Consider the following 14,512-nt stretch of genomic DNA (forward strand, 5'->3'; position numbering starts at 1 on the left):
TGGGAGTGCAGTGGCTGGGACGCTGTTCTTCGCCAGCGGTATCTTTGCAACGGTGGCCGCGCGGCGCATCATGACAATTCTCGCTCAAAAGACTTTCCTGTTTGAGCTTCGCGACCGACGCAGGGTCGCCGAACTGGCGAAAGCCAATGATCGACTGGTACTCCTGGCGAGGACCGATCCACTCACCGGCATCTCCAACCGTCGCTGGATGACGGAAACACTCGAGCACCTATGGGGAAGTGATAAACGTTGCCTTGCCGGTGCCGCGATGCTGATGTGCGACATTGATAACTTCAAGAAGCTAAACGACCACCTCGGCCATGCGGAGGGAGATCGGTGTTTGGTAAAGGTCGCAACTATCTTGAAGGAAAACGTCAGGCGTGATCGCGATCACGTTGCCCGTTATGGCGGCGAAGAATTCCTCGTGCTCCTGCCCGGGGTGAACGAGGAAGAGGCCGCCGCTGTGGCTGAACGAATGCGTAAGAGCGTCGAGGCTGCCGCTTTGCCCAACCCTGGATCCCGCGTGTCGCGCTGGGTCACTCTGAGCATTGGAGTTGCCGTTCAGACCGCTGAGGCGATCTCGCCGGAGCAGTTACAGCAACGGGCGGATGCCGCACTTTACCTGGCCAAGCAGACCGGCCGCAACAGGGTGCTGCTTCACAGACCGGAGTTATCCGCGCGCAAACATATTCGGCCGGGCAGCCTTGGGGCATAGGCGTGGCCCGAGATCTGCTCTTCTGAATCGCGGGGTTCCCGTGCGTCGATGATAACAGGTTAGTTCAGGGACTTTGGTCCACCGAGACGACCCAAGGGTTCCCCTGTATCTCCACATCGCGCCCGGCAGACCACGATTTTCGAGAATAATCCCCTGAAACGAGTTTCCGGGTTGTTGCGAACACCCATAGCCGATTCCCGCTGCGTGGATGGTCCAGTAGGAGTTCCACCAAGTGGCCTCAGTGATGGGCGATCATCTGGATGATTTGCCGAGTCTTCGCAAATGCCGAGCGCATGGGCTCCGTCGATTTCTGCGCCCTGCGCCCTATGTTGCGCGCGTTTGGCCAGGTGAATGGCGCCATTACGCAGCCTCTGATCTTGCGCAAGGGAATCTTGCAACAGCCCTCATTAGATCGGTTGCAAGTGCTCCATGAAATCTCCATCTAGTTGGGTTGTAGTCAGAACGCGGTCAAACGATGACACGGCAAGAAGTTCTCTCCGTCATTGGATTAGCCGACGATATTACAGTTGCGGAGATCATCGCAACGGGTGCGTCGATCGAGGAATTGAGCGAGGCGTGGGCGTGGGCTTTTGCTGACGACGCGTTAATGGGACAGGGGCGCCCACTTCCGGGAACACGAGGGGCCGCGCTTATTGACTTGCTTAAGCCCGACGAGGACGACCCGGCTGAACCGGGCACCCGTCTGGAATAGATCAGCAATGGAATGTGCAATTCGGCCCTGTCATCCACGGCAGCGTTGCAGGCACTTTCTCAATGAAGCCGACCTTTGGGCCCGGTTCAGTTCAGTCAAAGGGCTTGCGCGTGGCCTTCAGACTTCCCACCATCGTACGAGTAGCATCACAAGGCCGCGCACGCGCTCAGGAGCGGATCGCACCTTGTTCTTGTCCAGGATGTGCTCACCGATGCGCCGAACCTAAGGTCGACTTTGGTCTCGCCGACCGATGCGTCGCAGGTCGCGTGTGCAAAGCTGCAGAACAGCTCCGGCAGCCGCATGTTGAAACGGACCGCCACCTAAAACACACCGCTCATCAGCTTCACAACTCTGGTGCGCCCGGTAGGGGGCCAGGCCAGCAGCACAGATCGCGACGCCCTCTGGCCTGTCAGTCAGGAGTTTGCCACAGCAACGAAAAGCGATTGTCCCTGCCGGTCGATACGGAACAGCATTGGTCTTTTCTGCTGACGGGATTTCGCCCATTCCTCACGGACGTCGGACGGCTGGGTCATGTTTCGGTTGTTGGCCGACACGATAACGTCGCCTGGCCGGATGCCGCTTTCGGCTGCAAGACTGTTGGGAGCGACATCCTGGACGAACACGCCCGTCCTGTCGGCCTGCAGGCCGAGTTGCTGGCGCGCATCGTCCGGAATGGGGCTCAGTGATAGACCAAGGCGCTGGTCTTCTGTCCCCAGGCTTGGAATGGTACCGGTCGGTTCCTCCTGATCCCTGCGCTGATCGACAGTCAGTGACAATTCCTGGTGTGTGCCGCCCCGGTTCATTGTTACGGTCACTTTCGATCCCGGCTTTTGGCTTGCTGCCGCCAGCGTCAGGTCATGGACGCCTTGGATGTCCTTGCCGTTGAACCGGGTGATCACGTCGCCGGCCTGGATTCCCGCTTTCTGCGCCGGGCTGCCAGCCTCGACAGAGGCAACCAGCGCTCCCTTGGCGCCCGGCATTCCGAGCGCCTCGGCGATGGAGGGCGTGATCTCCTGAAGACGCACGCCGATGAAGCCGCGCTCGATGCGGCCAGTGCTGATCAGCTGGTCGACGATAGTCCGAGCGGTACGCGAGGGCACCGCGAACCCAATGCCTATGCTGCCGCCTGACGGCGACACGATTGCCGTGTTGACGCCGATGACTTCGCCGCGCGCGTTGAACAAAGGACCTCCCGAGTTACCTCTGTTGATCGAGGCGTCAGTCTGCAGGAAATCGTCGTAAGGACCGGCCTGGATATCGCGAGAGCGGGCAGAAAGGACGCCGACAGTGACCGTGCCCCCGAGGCCGAAGGGACTGCCGATGGCGATGGTCCAGGCCCCTGGTTGCATCGCGTCCGAATCCCCCCAGGCCGTCGCCGTCATGTTGGGCCGAGGATCGACTTTCAATACCGCGATGTCAGTTGCCGGATCGCGGCCCACCACCCTGGCGGGCGCCGTCTCCTTGTCGGAGAACACGACATGAATCTCAGTTGCGTCGGCGACGACATGGTTATTGGTGACGATGTAGCCTTCGGGACTGATCACAAAGCCGGAGCCGAGTGCTTCCCGCACCTGGGGCTGGATACGCCCTGCCCCGTCGAAGGGATTGAGAAAGCCGTTGAGCGTCGTTTGATCCTGGATGATCTGCTTGGTCGTGATGGCGACAACGGCTGGCAGCTTCTGACGCACAATTGCGCTGAAGTCGTTCGGAATTTCCTGTGCGGTGGCCGGAGCAAGGCCGCCAGTCGAGAGCATCAGGGCTCCTGTGATCAAGCCAATGCACAAGTTCCTGGAGAGGTAAGACATGACTGGTTCTCCTGCCGGATTCGGGTCCTTGATTTTCGTCCGACGCCAGAACTGAGATTCTCGCCGATTGTTTCACCGGCCCGATAAAATGGTTCTAAGGCGTTGACGACGGGGATGTGACCCGTGCCGAGCCATTGAAACCTGCTTGAGACGTTCCAAAATTTCGTCTGGCGGGAATCGCGAGAGCCGCCAAACTCAACCACGCAGGAGATTGTCTGAAGCGGAGGACCATCAATGGAAGCAGCCATTTCGACCCATTTTGCCTCGATTGAACCCGTGGCCCCTGACGTTTTTCTGGACCGCTTGCTGCATCCGGCACGGCATTTCAAACACCCCCACGACGTTTTGGCCGACGTTGCCCTGGACGTTCAGGAGAAGCGCGCCATCCTTTCGTCATGGGCGTCGGATGCCTGCGCGGTAGAATCCGTGCCAGCGCTTCGCATGCTGCCGGGGGCGGGTGAACCGGTCAGCTTCGATGCGATCATGGATGCGTTGCAACAATTGGATCAATCGGAAGAGCTTGCCGGTCCTGATGGCAGTGACAGCGCGGTGGTGGCCGGGTTCGTGCCATTCATCGATCGGATTTAAGCGCCACATAATTGTTCCTGCACCATGGATCCGTCGGCGAGTGACCCCGCCGGCGGGAGGGCGGCATGGGTGCGTCGCCCGGACTGCCGCTGAAAATTTTCCTATTCTTCCTCTTGAAGGTGCAAGTCGCGATTCTAAATTTGATAGTCGCCGGTCGCCCGATGGGGCCGGCAGACCAGGAGGCGGCAAGGCTCTTGGCGCCTCCTATGATCCATGTTGCTCAAAGGAGGATGTGGTTATGAACCTCGATTTTACCCCCCTGTACCGGTCCAGCATCGGCTTCGACCGCATGGTCGACATGCTTGAGAATGCGAGCCGTGTGGCCTCGTTCGACAACTGGCCGCCCTACGATATCGCCAAGGTTGATGATGATGACTATCGCATCACCATGGCGGTCGCCGGTTTCTCGCAGGACCAGCTCACCATCACTTACCAGCCCAACATGCTGGTCGTGAGCGGGTCGCAATCGGGCGATGAGAACGGCCAGTATCTCTACCGCGGCATTAACGGGCGCGCTTTCGAGCGTCGGTTCGAACTGGCCGATCATGTCAAAGTTGCTGGCGCCAGCCTCGAGAACGGGCTGCTGAGCATCAATCTCAAGCGCGAGGTTCCCGAGGAGATGAAACCGCGCAAGGTCGAGATCTCCAGCGGGGCTCGCATGCCGAAGATCGAAGCGCCCAAGGTCGAGACCGAGAAGCTGGCGGCCTGAGCAATCCACTATGAAGGCATCGCTTGAGCCGGGCGTCCGGCCCGGCTCAGAGACCTACGAAAGGAGAAAGACAATGAGCGTACGTGACTTGATCCCATGGGGCCGGGGCAACGGAAACTCGGCGCCCAGTCTCTTCCCTGATGGAGATCGAGACCCCTTCGTCTCCCTCCACCGGGAGGTAAACAGGCTGTTCGATGACGCCTTCCGCAGCTTTGGCGCCAGACTGCCGGCCTTCAGTCCCTCTTTTGCCGCCACTTGGCCCAGCGTGGAGATTTCTGACACGGACAAGGAAGTCCGCGTCACGGCGGAAATACCTGGCCTGGACGAGAGCGACATAGAAGTCCTGCTGGACAACGGGGCGCTCAAGCTTAAAGGCGAGAAGCGTTCCGAGACCGAGGACAAAGACCGGCAGTTCTCCGAGCGCTTCTACGGTCGCTTCGAGCGCCTCATTCCGCTCGGCTACGAGGTCGAGGAAGACAAGGTCAACGCCGCCTTCAAGAACGGGGTGCTGACCGTGACCTTGCCCAAGACCGAGCGGGCGCAGGCGAAGGCCAAGCGGATCGCAATCAACGGCAAGAACTGACGCACGGCAGTATGAGCAGCGGCCGTAACGGCCGCTGCTCATACCACCCTTCATTATGGGAGGGACAGACAATGGAGACAGTTCAAAGCAGCGACATCAGAAACCCAACCAAGACCTCCGGCCGGCCGGACAATGACAATCGGCCTCGTCTCGACGAGCCGGCTTTGTCAATGGGGCGGTCAGTGTTTCCGGATGGCGTGACGGCACGGATCTACCAGCCATGCCGCTCGGCCACGACCTCAGCAAAGCCCCGCAAGGACTGGCGATTGATTTTCGAACCTCGCACAGCCCCGTTCATCGAGCCGCTGATGGGCTATACGGGCGGCCGGGACACCCTGACCCAGGTTCAACTGGATTTTCCGACGCTTGAGGCGGCGATCCGTTATGCGGAGCGCCAAGGCCTCAACCACGTGGTGCAGGCTCCATCTTCTGGCTGCCAGGCCAAGGTCAGCAACAGGCAAGCATCGGAGCAGAGGCACGTCTTTTCCGACGTGGTTTGGCAACGGCTGCAATTGGCATGGCTTCAGGCAAGCCACAACTATGGCGCTGGTGCAAAGGCAGCGCACATACAGACGGCGCTTTCCGAGCCCGAGACATTCTACGCCTCTCCGATGGAGGTCGTGGATGACCCGGTACTCGCACTCGACGAGAAACTTGCCGTGCTCAAGAACTGGGCCTGGAACGAGTACCTGATCGACCTGGCCACCGCAGAAGGCATGCCGGAAAATGCACGTCCGACGCGACGGGACGAGGTTGAACTCGCTCTGCTGGCCTTGGAGGGCCGCACCCAGAGATTCCAGACTCGGCTCAGCCCGGTATGCTCCCGGATAGCCGCATGACTGGAGGCAAGAATGGACCCACTGATCGACTTCGACGCCCAACGTACGATCCCGAACCCCTTCGCGCTTGCGGTCGCGGCAGCGGGCCGGGCGCGCGGCGCAGCGCCCCGGTTGGCGGCCAGCCCGAAGAGCCGGCCGCATCTCGCATTGAGTGAGATCGCCGGCAATGCGTTCGAACCTCGGGAGATCGAATCCTTCCTCCTGACTGAGCCGATCTCGCCGAAGGGCTGCGTCCGTTTCAAATCGGGACCCAAGAAGCTTTGCGGCATCGGGCCGAACAGGCCCGCTGCCGCACCCGCCCTCGACTCAAGGGCGGTACATTGACGTACTGAAACGCAGGAAAGGAGAATGATCGATGTTGAAGAATCTCACTTCCGACAGCAGCAGGCCGGCGCTCGATGTCGTAAATATCCTTGCCGGCATCGCGCTGGCGCTCTCGCCCTGGCTCCTTGGCTATGCTGCCGATGCTGTTGCCGTCTGGCACGCCTTCATCGCGGGCGTAATCACCGTTCTGATCGCGGCGCGCGCGTTGGTGGCGTTCCACAAATTTGAAGAATGGGCGAACCTTGTCGTCGGCCTGTGGATTGTGGCCGCACCTTGGGTGCTTGGCTTTGCCGGCCTGGCGGCAGCAATGTGGTCGCACGTCATCGCTGGCGTTGTGGTTGCGGCCCTGGCAGCAGCCAGCCTTTGGCTCGCGAACAACCGACCGCTTTCTGCAGCCTGATCATAGCCGCTGGCGGGTCCGGATCTTCCGGGCCCGCTCTTTTTTTACGCGCGAGACCACAATCGATGCTGATGCCGTTCCGGTTCGGCGATCTATCCCGCGTTTGTGTGAAGTGGCCGCCATGGACATGAGTAACAGGAAACACAGTTCAACCTCTGGTACTGGATCGGCCCTTCGCGGGGCTGCTGCACTCCAGTACATCTTGACGCGAATTCCCATAGCCGGTTCGAGGCCGCCCTGCTACGCGAGGGCAAGATCGCCGACGTGCAGGTTGGTGGCTCGAAGCCCTCGCGGACTGAACCGACGCGCGGCAGCGGGATGGGGTGCACGGCGACACGATTGCCAAGAGGCTGCTGGGCTCGGCCGGCCACTTCTCTCTTGAACTGAAAAGAGGCATTTCCAATATCCTCTCTGTGCCGAGAAGGCGTCACGCGGACCGGCATGCTTTTGCCGAGGAAAATCCTGCGTCACCCGAAGAGGCACAAGCGTCGCTTTAGGCTGGAAGGGAGGTCACGATGGAAAGCGCTACGTTCAAACAGCCGATTTTTGTACGAGATGACAGTCTCGTCCTCAGAAAAATCGGTTGCGTCATGGATGCCATAGAATTTCTGGAAGAATGGCCGGTCGAAAGGCGCGGCCTTCTCCACGGGGCGGCGTGTGATACATGCTACTCGGCATATGATGGTCGCAAGTCTGTCGAGGCCGCGCACAAGACGTTTGTGACCTGGGCACGCAGGGTGGGTGTGATCGAAGACATTCCCGTGGCGCCGCCTTGGATGACAGGGCCGAAGATTGGCGGTGCAGACGAACTTATAGAAAGTGACCGTTAAACGCCCTGCGGCGGCAATCATGCGTTGACTTCGGCGCTATCGAAAGCCTAAGTCCCGGCTCCGCCCTCACGTCCAAGGCATTTTAACCCACCGAGGTTTCTAAATGGGCGAAAAATACACCAAAGCGCGTGAGCACTTTTTTGCGGCCGTTCGCGCGTTAGCGGCCTCTTCCGACAGCATTCAAACGCGGCTGATAGACGCCAACGTAAATATTTTGAACGTCACGATCGATGAATTCGACGGCGACCGAGAGCTCAAATTCAAGTTTGCGAAATTGTTAGACCTTCTGGCCGTCGATCAGGACGATATGGAGACTGTCGCTCTTGAGACCGCCGCGCATATGACTGATTTTGAAGCGACTAAGGTCGCGGATCTGATTTGCGATTTTTACTATGAGATCACCTAGCTCCGCGCGAGTTCACCCGCCGCGCGGCATGCGCCAGATGCCTGACTGACAGGCCGTGACCAGCGATCCCACGCGGCCGCTGCCGTACTGGTGCCACCCGAAGCCAAGCCCATGAGCTCCAGCGGGTACCCTCGGCGCTGGCTGCCTTCACTCCTGCATCATCCTTTAGCTTGCCGACAGGAATAGTTAGTGGGGAGCGACAAAGAGATGGCCGGTCGCGCGTGATGGCGCGGCTCGGCCTGAGAAGTAATTGGATCGGGCGGCCGAAGGACATCCCCCCTGCCATCGCTTTCGGCCGCAAGCGACTTCTCGGCGCCCGCAAACTGCCTGCGCTTGTCGGCCAGTTCAGCAGTGAATGCGAAGCTTTTGCCACCACGAGATTGGTAGATCCCATGCTCAAGTGCAGAGACCAGCTTTGCAATAGCGAAAGCCCGGCATCCTGGCGAACAACGGCACCCTTCAATCACGGCCGGGTAGGTTGAGCTCTATCCAGGCTGGCGCATGATCACTCGGTTTTTCCCAGCCGCGCAAATCAGCGTCCACGCCGGCATCACGTAATCTGGACGAAAGTGACGGGCTGACGAGGAGATGGTCCATGCGCAGGCCGGAGCTCCTGTCGAAACCGCCACGATACGAAAAGTTCCAATACGTATAGATGCCCTTCTCCGGATGGATACGGCGGACAGCATCGATCCAGCCATAACCAAGCATTTCGGCGTAAGCTTGCCGGCTCTCCGGAAAGTAGACCGCATCGCCTAGCCAACGTCCTGGCACCGCGGCATCGATCGGCGTTGGCACGACATTATAGTCGCCGCACAGAACGCTCGGGGAGCCTTCCCTGAGCAGTACCTGGCTGTAGCTGATCAGACGATCGAACCATCGGAGCTTGTAGTCGAATTTCGGGCCAGGCGCTGGATTGCCGTTGGGCAGGTACAGACAGCCGATCACGATCCCATCCACCTCCGCCTCGATATACCGGCTGTGAGTATCGTCAGGATCACCCGGGAGGCCACGCCGACGCTCCAGCGGCTCTTTCCCTCGGGCGAGTACAGCTACACCGTTATAAGACTTCTGCCCATGCCAGACGGCACCGTAACCGGCGTTCCTGATGGCTTCGGCGGGAAATTTCTCATCCGAGGTCTTCAACTCCTGAAGGCAGACGATGTCATAGTTGGTCTGACCTAGCCATCTGATGAGCACCGGCAGGCGACCGTTCACGCCATTCAAATTGAAGGTCGCGATGCGTGTCATTGCATTATGCCGGCGGCGGGGTTGTCAGTCTTGCAGGCAGCCTCGCCAATAACCGCCGCTCCTTTTCTATACCGGCGCAAATCTCGCGCCTGGGCTGGCGACCGATGTGTCTCGATGCCATGTTTTACCTCCTGCGCCCTCCCCTCTTCTGGCACGCGACCGATCCTTTGGGGAGGCTCGCCCGCAGCCGCTCTCTCGTTCGATTTAGACGGTGTTGTCCTCTCAGCTCCTTAACCGCGGTACGGGGGGAAAGTTTCACTACAGCTTTGGCATTTCGCGTGGGTTCAGGGGTCCGGAGGCTTGCTAGGCAGATGAACTTTTAGGGCCGTCACTGCGTTGCCTGCGACAAAACGCGAACGATGCATTGTGATGGATTACAACCCACGTCCCGGGCCGCAGAAGCAGGAGGCAAGTGGCGCCGAAGCCCGCTTTTCCTTCGATCGAATGGCGGTCGAGCGGTTTCAGCAGGCTTTTCCGCGCGCGAGATGGAGTGACGAGCGCAAGAGCTGGTTCGTGCCCGGCACAACGGCAGCCCGGCGGATTGACCGGTGGCTAGCGCAAGAGGCAGCGCTACGACGCCCGACGACGACAGCAAGGGACGAGATGCCTTCGCCTTCGATCCAATATCGAGCCAATATCTGGACATCGCGGACGACCTGCGCATTCGTACGCCCTACTCGAGGACAGTGCTTGAAGAGTTGCGTGCCGTCCCGTGGTCGAGTTGGGACGACGAATTGCGGGCCTGGAGAGTTCCATTTCGCTCATATGACGAGCTCCGGCGCCGGTGGCCAAGCATCGAAAAAGCTGCTCGCCATGCCGAGCCGGAGGAAAGAAAACGGCGACGTGTGGACGCCAGAAATACTGAAGGCTACAGAGCCTCGCGCCAACTGGCTGCTGAACGCCGGCGTCACCGCTACCCGTTGCCAACTCACGATCAACCTCACCTGGGTCGCGCTGTCGCAACCGAGCTCTACGGGGTCGTCGTCTTCACCGACATTTCCGGTGAAGTGGTCGCGCCATCAGACGCAACTTCCCTTTATCCTCACGCAATGGCTTCGAACGGCGAATTCGTTTGGGGCAGATGGCGCTCCGCTACACTGGGCGAACTTGTAAGGACATGGCCCGCAAGGGTGGCCGCTGGCCCGACCGAACGCCTGAGGGGTTGGTGGTGGCCAACACTTGCCGAGCTTAGAGTTGCCCGTCGAAAAGCCCGCAGTCGAGAGCGTATTGGGCGAAGTCGCAGCCGGCAGATGTGACGCTCGCATCCGGCCGTGCGGCTGGCACGAAGGTCGCTAATCGGGCTCTCCGTCGAGCGGACCTCAGGCACGTTTACGGCAGCACGAGGTCGTAGCGTTGAATGATGGGCGTGTGTTTCGGCAGAGAATTCAGCCCCCCGCTCAAGCGTCAGCTTCGCCAGTTTCACTCCGGCCGAGCTATTCCCGAAGGAACGGGGCGCCATGAAAGCCGTTGGATGCTTTTCAGCGAGAAGTCGTCATGCACCTCTTCCAAATCCTGCTTCCGCGCGCGGACAATGACGGCCGGCCATTTGAGCGGGAAGCTTTCGATCGGGTCAAGGAAGAGCTGGCTGCCCGGTTCGATGGCGTGACTGCCTACCTTCAGGCGCCAGCGGAGGGGTTGTGGCAAAAGGGTGCCGACTCCGCCATCGACGAAATTGTCATCTTCGAGGTCATGGCGGAAGAAGTCGACTTGTCCGATTGGTGCGCCCGCCGCTCCGAACTGGAGCGCCGTTTCCGGCAAGACAGGGTAATCATCCGTTACATGCCGATGGCATTGGTCTAGCGCGACACCGTCGTCGCGTTCGCGATCCTCGTGTTCAGCGAGATATTTTGAACGATGAAGAGTGTCCAGGTGGGAAAAGCGCCCCGCCCGGTTGAAATGTTGGTGTTCATGACCGGACCGGGAGTTTCAGTCTGCGCCGCTGTGGGATTGTGCGTGTGATCTCTTGGACCAATCTGAGGCGGTTCCGGTCCGGGCCGACAAAGGACGGATAGCGGGACCATTGAGAACGGCTCCATCCGGCGCGAACTGGGAGCCATGGCAGGGGCAGTCCCAGCACTGCTCGGTCGAATTCCAATGGACGATGCAGCCGAGATGCGTGCAACTGGCGGAATGCATGTGCGTTCCACCGTTTTGGTCACGGCACACGGCGAGTTTGCTCAAACCGTCGCGGAGAATACCGCCCTGACCGGGTTCCAGATCGGCGGCTGATTTGATCTCGCCGGGCAACAGATACTCCGCGAAATTCTTCAACGCCGTCAGGTTCTCGCTAACGTAGTTCACCAATGCCAAGGGAGGCTTGCGATCGGGGGCATAAACCTCCTCCCACACACTGGATCCACCGACGACAAGGTCCCGGATGAGCAGGCCAGCCAACGCTCCGTGGGTGATTCCTTGTCCTGAATCCCCGGTAGCGATAAAGACGTTCTTGCTGCCAGGATTACGGCCGATGAAGCCGCAATAATCGATCGTGTCGAGAACCTGGCCAGACCAACGCGCTGCTTCCTGGCCCAGTTCCGGAACAAGGGCCCGGATCCAGGCGTCCAATGCATCGAAACGCGCCGAGCCGTCATCGGCTTCACCAGATTTATGATCACGACCGCCCGCAATTAGATAGTCGATGTCACCCTCCCCAGGTTGGAGACGAACGTAGTAATAGGGATCGTCCATATCCCAATAGAGCGCGTCCGGAAGAGTTGCTTTGGGCAGCTCGAATGCCATCGCATAGGTCCGATAGGGCGCCATCTTGCTGTGGATCGCCACCACCGTATTGACCGGCGAGTTTGTGGCAAACACGGCGTTGTCGGCGGTGATGGTTGCGCCCCCTTCCACGCGAAGGCGGATCTGTTCACCCTCCTCGATCTCGGTCACGGCACTTTCGGCAAAAGCCTTGCCTCCGCGCTCCCCGAAATCGTCAAGCAGGGCACGAAGATATTTCAGTGGGTGAAACGTGGCCTGATCGGGATAGCGTAGCACCGGCGCCGCTTCATGGCCTTTCAGCGGAACGCCGCGGCCGTGTTCCGCGACTGCGCCGACCTTGCCGGCCGCTTCATACTCTTCATCACATTGCTTGGTGGCTTCTTTTTCGTCCATCCAGGCTGCGGGAAAAAGAAATCCGTCGAGCCGACGAAAGTCGCAGTCTATTTCAAGATCGCTGACGTGTTCCTCGATCCGGTCGACAGCGGCTTGCTGGCTCTCTTGAAAACCTCGAGCGAGATCCTCGCCGCGGATTTTGACGAGTTCGCTTAGGCCGTCGTCGCAGATCGGGGCCAAGTGGGCGGTCGTGCGGCAAGTCATCCCACCGAGCAGCCGCCCCCTGTCGACCAGCACCACTGACTGTCCCGCCAGCGCAAGTTCGTAGGCAATAGAAACGCCGGCCATGCCAGCCCCCACCACCGCCACGTCGCATAGCACATCCTGTTCCAGTTGCGGGGCCGAGGGCAACTCCGTGTCCTTCATCCAAAGAGATTTCGTGGCTTCGTCACTGACGTTCATCGCTGCCTCCAACCTGGCTGCGCGTCTAACGGTCGGAACTGCATTTTGATCCGAAATGCGCAGACGAATCCAAATTGTTTGCTCCCTTGCGCGGAAATGGGACTACCAAGGGGTAGACCGTCGCAGATCGTGATTGACCGCGGGGCACTTCAGGAGATCATCAAGGGTGAAGGCGACTGGAACCGCGCGCGCCTCTCCACGCTCTGGGGTAAGGAAAAACGGAACAAGTTATTGACCTTCTGGACCGGGAGCGGCTCTTTGCCGAGACCAGCAACTAGGTCACCAAGAATTCATACACTGCATCAAGGCAAGCGGCGCAGAAGACCCTCACGGGAGATGGTGGCGACGGGTTTGGAATTCCACAGGCTCCTGCTCGACCTTGAATCTGCTTTGCAGGACGCTGGCTTTCTCGTCGTAGGAGTGCCGAGTGCCGAAGCCGCCGTAAAGGCGTTTGATGAGGGTCCAAACAAGTTCGCCGGCCTCCTTACGGACATCCGTCTCGGCTCTCGAGAATCTGGGTGGGAAGTAGCCGGGCACGTCAGGCGAGCCAACCCAACCCTACCTGTGGTCTACATCAGCGGCGATGGTGCGTTTTCCTGGGGGTCTGAAGGCGTCCCAGACAGCGTGATGATTGTCAAGCCGTTCTTCCCCCCCGCAGATCATTACGGCGCTGTGCACACTGCTCAATCAGCAACACCCAACAGTGCGCCGAACGGAGGCGAGCCCTCTCAGTAGAGCAAGTCGGCGTACTGAAACGCGAACACTGTCCCGCTGGTCTCATCGGTCACCTCAAGGAAGTAGTCCCCCGTCCGGTGAAGTGTCAAAGGTCGACCAGTTGCGCCTTCGGCTGCACGGAAAGAGGTCGGCGCTTCTGCGCGATACTCGGCTATCACCCGCCCCGCAAGAAGCTCCCGTATTTGATACGCCACGGCGAGCCCCAAGGGTCCGAATCATCCATTAGAGAAATCTAACATTTCCCTTTTGGCGAGGCGGGGTGTACTTTAGTTACCGCGGGGTGATCCTAGGGACCTACACTGCCCGCTGCCGAGAGGCGGCGGGCTTTTTTGATAGCCAGGAACCGAATGGCGCAAGTTGGATGCCATCAGCATTCCATCCGTGGAGGCATTGGGGCGCGGACTTTCAGATTACGCGATGGTGGAGTGGATGCGGTAGCCCGCCTGAGCCAGTCGCGTCCGAGTGATGCCCCCATCTCTCGTCCGCACCGCATCCAAAAATCTTGTAGCATCCTTGGCGCAGTCCGCATCGAGCCAAGCAACGTTTCATTATTGACAAAGATCGGGCCGTGACAAAAAGGAAACTCGTTGGGGCAGCACCCGTCCCCCAAATGGCCTGCCTCTCCAGGAGCCCGCTGCCGAAAGGTGGCGGGCTTTTTTGTGCGCTAGTCCTGATATGACGAGGCAGGTTCGAAAGCGGCAGCGTCCCCCCGCTGCCTGTCGAGGCCCCCAAGCCTCGGCCGGGTCCGCCTCGGCGCCCCAGTAGGGGCCGACCCACTGAAGTTCAAGTTCGGAGATCAAGGGAACCTGCTTCTGAAATCGAAGTTCAGTCCATAGCTTGGTTTACAGCCGAGCAGTCTCGAGGCAGGGCCCGTCATTGCTGATCGGTGGCGGTCCTTTGCCGTGCGCAGATGGTTGTTCGGGCAGGCACGCGTGTAGCACCGACGAACCTCCAATGCAGAAGCGCAAAGGTCTGACCCGTGAAACAACACAGCCTTTTCGACATTTGGAATGTGACCGTCGATCATCGTCCCTTCATCGTCGGTTGGTTGATTACCCGCCACGGCTCGCTTGGCGTGGCGGGTACTCTTCTGTGGAGGGGG

The 14,512-nt window shown here is 59.7% G+C and carries 14 protein-coding genes; 11 read left to right on the top strand and 3 right to left on the bottom strand.

Translation table 11 applies throughout. From position 1 onward, the window contains the following. Together EN906_RS38125 and EN906_RS38130 are read left to right on the top strand one after the other, a co-directional pair. A partial coding sequence (locus EN906_RS38125) for a diguanylate cyclase (protein WP_245484191.1) occupies positions 1–715 on the top strand: 715 nt, incomplete at its 5' end. Positions 716–1,190: 475 nt separating this feature from the next. Beyond that, a complete protein-coding gene (locus EN906_RS38130) occupies positions 1,191–1,427 on the top strand; it encodes a hypothetical protein (protein ID WP_127266523.1) in 237 nt (78 codons plus the stop codon). 413 nt (positions 1,428–1,840) lie between these two features. Here the strand turns inward: EN906_RS38130 and EN906_RS06280 are convergent, their stop codons facing one another. Then, complete coding sequence (locus EN906_RS06280; protein ID WP_236383373.1) at positions 1,841–3,181, bottom strand: Do family serine endopeptidase; 1,341 nt, start codon at positions 3,179–3,181, stop codon at positions 1,841–1,843. Between the two features lie 285 nt (positions 3,182–3,466). Here EN906_RS06280 and EN906_RS06285 point away from each other — a divergent pair, with 285 nt between their 5' ends. The 8 genes from EN906_RS06285 (at position 3,467) to EN906_RS06320 (ending at position 7,911) form a co-directional block, all read left to right on the top strand. Continuing rightward, complete coding sequence (locus EN906_RS06285) at positions 3,467–3,820, top strand: hypothetical protein (protein WP_127266521.1); 354 nt, start codon at positions 3,467–3,469, stop codon at positions 3,818–3,820. Between the two features lie 238 nt (positions 3,821–4,058). Beyond that, the gene (locus EN906_RS06290) at positions 4,059–4,529 is read left to right on the top strand and encodes an Hsp20 family protein (RefSeq protein ID WP_127266520.1); all 471 of its coding nucleotides are present in this window, start codon (positions 4,059–4,061) and stop codon (positions 4,527–4,529) included. Positions 4,530–4,602: 73 nt separating this feature from the next. Further along, complete coding sequence (locus EN906_RS06295) at positions 4,603–5,112, top strand: Hsp20/alpha crystallin family protein (protein ID WP_013525023.1); 510 nt, start codon at positions 4,603–4,605, stop codon at positions 5,110–5,112. A gap of 71 nt (positions 5,113–5,183) precedes the next feature. After that, a complete protein-coding gene (locus EN906_RS06300) occupies positions 5,184–5,951 on the top strand; it encodes an NADH dehydrogenase ubiquinone Fe-S protein 4 (RefSeq protein WP_127266519.1) in 768 nt (255 codons plus the stop codon). Positions 5,952–5,963: 12 nt separating this feature from the next. Then, positions 5,964–6,275: an RNA polymerase rpb6 gene (locus EN906_RS06305; RefSeq protein WP_127266518.1), complete on the top strand. Its 312-nt coding sequence runs from the start codon at positions 5,964–5,966 to the stop codon at positions 6,273–6,275. Between the two features lie 31 nt (positions 6,276–6,306). Next, positions 6,307–6,675, top strand: coding sequence for an SPW repeat protein (locus EN906_RS06310; RefSeq protein ID WP_127266517.1), 369 nt, complete (start codon positions 6,307–6,309; stop codon positions 6,673–6,675). A 515-nt stretch (positions 6,676–7,190) separates the two neighbouring features. Beyond that, positions 7,191–7,505 carry a DUF982 domain-containing protein gene (locus EN906_RS06315; RefSeq protein WP_127266516.1) on the top strand — a complete coding sequence of 105 codons (315 nt, stop codon included), beginning with the start codon at positions 7,191–7,193 and terminating at the stop codon, positions 7,503–7,505. Between the two features lie 103 nt (positions 7,506–7,608). Then, positions 7,609–7,911: a hypothetical protein gene (locus tag EN906_RS06320; protein WP_127266515.1), complete on the top strand. Its 303-nt coding sequence runs from the start codon at positions 7,609–7,611 to the stop codon at positions 7,909–7,911. A gap of 459 nt (positions 7,912–8,370) precedes the next feature. Here EN906_RS06320 and xth read toward each other — a convergent pair whose 3' ends face one another. Next, positions 8,371–9,162 carry an exodeoxyribonuclease III gene (xth, locus tag EN906_RS06325; RefSeq protein ID WP_127266514.1) on the bottom strand — a complete coding sequence of 264 codons (792 nt, stop codon included), beginning with the start codon at positions 9,160–9,162 and terminating at the stop codon, positions 8,371–8,373. A gap of 1,467 nt (positions 9,163–10,629) precedes the next feature. On the opposite strand from xth, the gene EN906_RS06335 reads away from it, so the two are divergent. Continuing rightward, a complete protein-coding gene (locus EN906_RS06335) occupies positions 10,630–10,962 on the top strand; it encodes a hypothetical protein (RefSeq protein WP_236383374.1) in 333 nt (110 codons plus the stop codon). Positions 10,963–11,088: 126 nt separating this feature from the next. On the opposite strand, the gene EN906_RS06340 is transcribed toward EN906_RS06335, so the two are convergent. After that, positions 11,089–12,675 (bottom strand): FAD-dependent oxidoreductase, encoded by a 1,587-nt coding sequence (locus tag EN906_RS06340; RefSeq protein WP_127270412.1) that lies wholly within the window; start codon positions 12,673–12,675, stop codon positions 11,089–11,091. Positions 12,676–14,512: the final 1,837 nt, after the last annotated feature.

The organism is Mesorhizobium sp. M7A.F.Ca.CA.004.06.1.1 (assembly GCF_003999135.1).
Classification (GTDB): Bacteria; Pseudomonadota; Alphaproteobacteria; order Rhizobiales; family Rhizobiaceae; genus Mesorhizobium.

What these genes read in the sequence shown, in the direction of transcription:
- EN906_RS38130 (WP_127266523.1), top strand. Translation starts at nt 1,191, where the DNA reads ATGACACGGCAAGAAGTTCTCTCCGTCATTGGATTAGCCGACGATATT.
- EN906_RS06280 (WP_236383373.1), bottom strand. Translation starts at nt 3,181, where the DNA reads ATGCTCTCGACTGGCGGCCTTGCTCCGGCCACCGCACAGGAAATTCCG.
- EN906_RS06285 (WP_127266521.1), top strand. Translation starts at nt 3,467, where the DNA reads ATGGAAGCAGCCATTTCGACCCATTTTGCCTCGATTGAACCCGTGGCC.
- EN906_RS06290 (WP_127266520.1), top strand. Translation starts at nt 4,059, where the DNA reads ATGAACCTCGATTTTACCCCCCTGTACCGGTCCAGCATCGGCTTCGAC.
- EN906_RS06295 (WP_013525023.1), top strand. Translation starts at nt 4,603, where the DNA reads ATGAGCGTACGTGACTTGATCCCATGGGGCCGGGGCAACGGAAACTCG.
- EN906_RS06300 (WP_127266519.1), top strand. Translation starts at nt 5,184, where the DNA reads ATGGAGACAGTTCAAAGCAGCGACATCAGAAACCCAACCAAGACCTCC.
- EN906_RS06305 (WP_127266518.1), top strand. Translation starts at nt 5,964, where the DNA reads ATGGACCCACTGATCGACTTCGACGCCCAACGTACGATCCCGAACCCC.
- EN906_RS06310 (WP_127266517.1), top strand. Translation starts at nt 6,307, where the DNA reads ATGTTGAAGAATCTCACTTCCGACAGCAGCAGGCCGGCGCTCGATGTC.
- EN906_RS06315 (WP_127266516.1), top strand. Translation starts at nt 7,191, where the DNA reads ATGGAAAGCGCTACGTTCAAACAGCCGATTTTTGTACGAGATGACAGT.
- EN906_RS06320 (WP_127266515.1), top strand. Translation starts at nt 7,609, where the DNA reads ATGGGCGAAAAATACACCAAAGCGCGTGAGCACTTTTTTGCGGCCGTT.
- xth (WP_127266514.1), bottom strand. Translation starts at nt 9,162, where the DNA reads ATGACACGCATCGCGACCTTCAATTTGAATGGCGTGAACGGTCGCCTG.
- EN906_RS06340 (WP_127270412.1), bottom strand. Translation starts at nt 12,675, where the DNA reads ATGAACGTCAGTGACGAAGCCACGAAATCTCTTTGGATGAAGGACACG.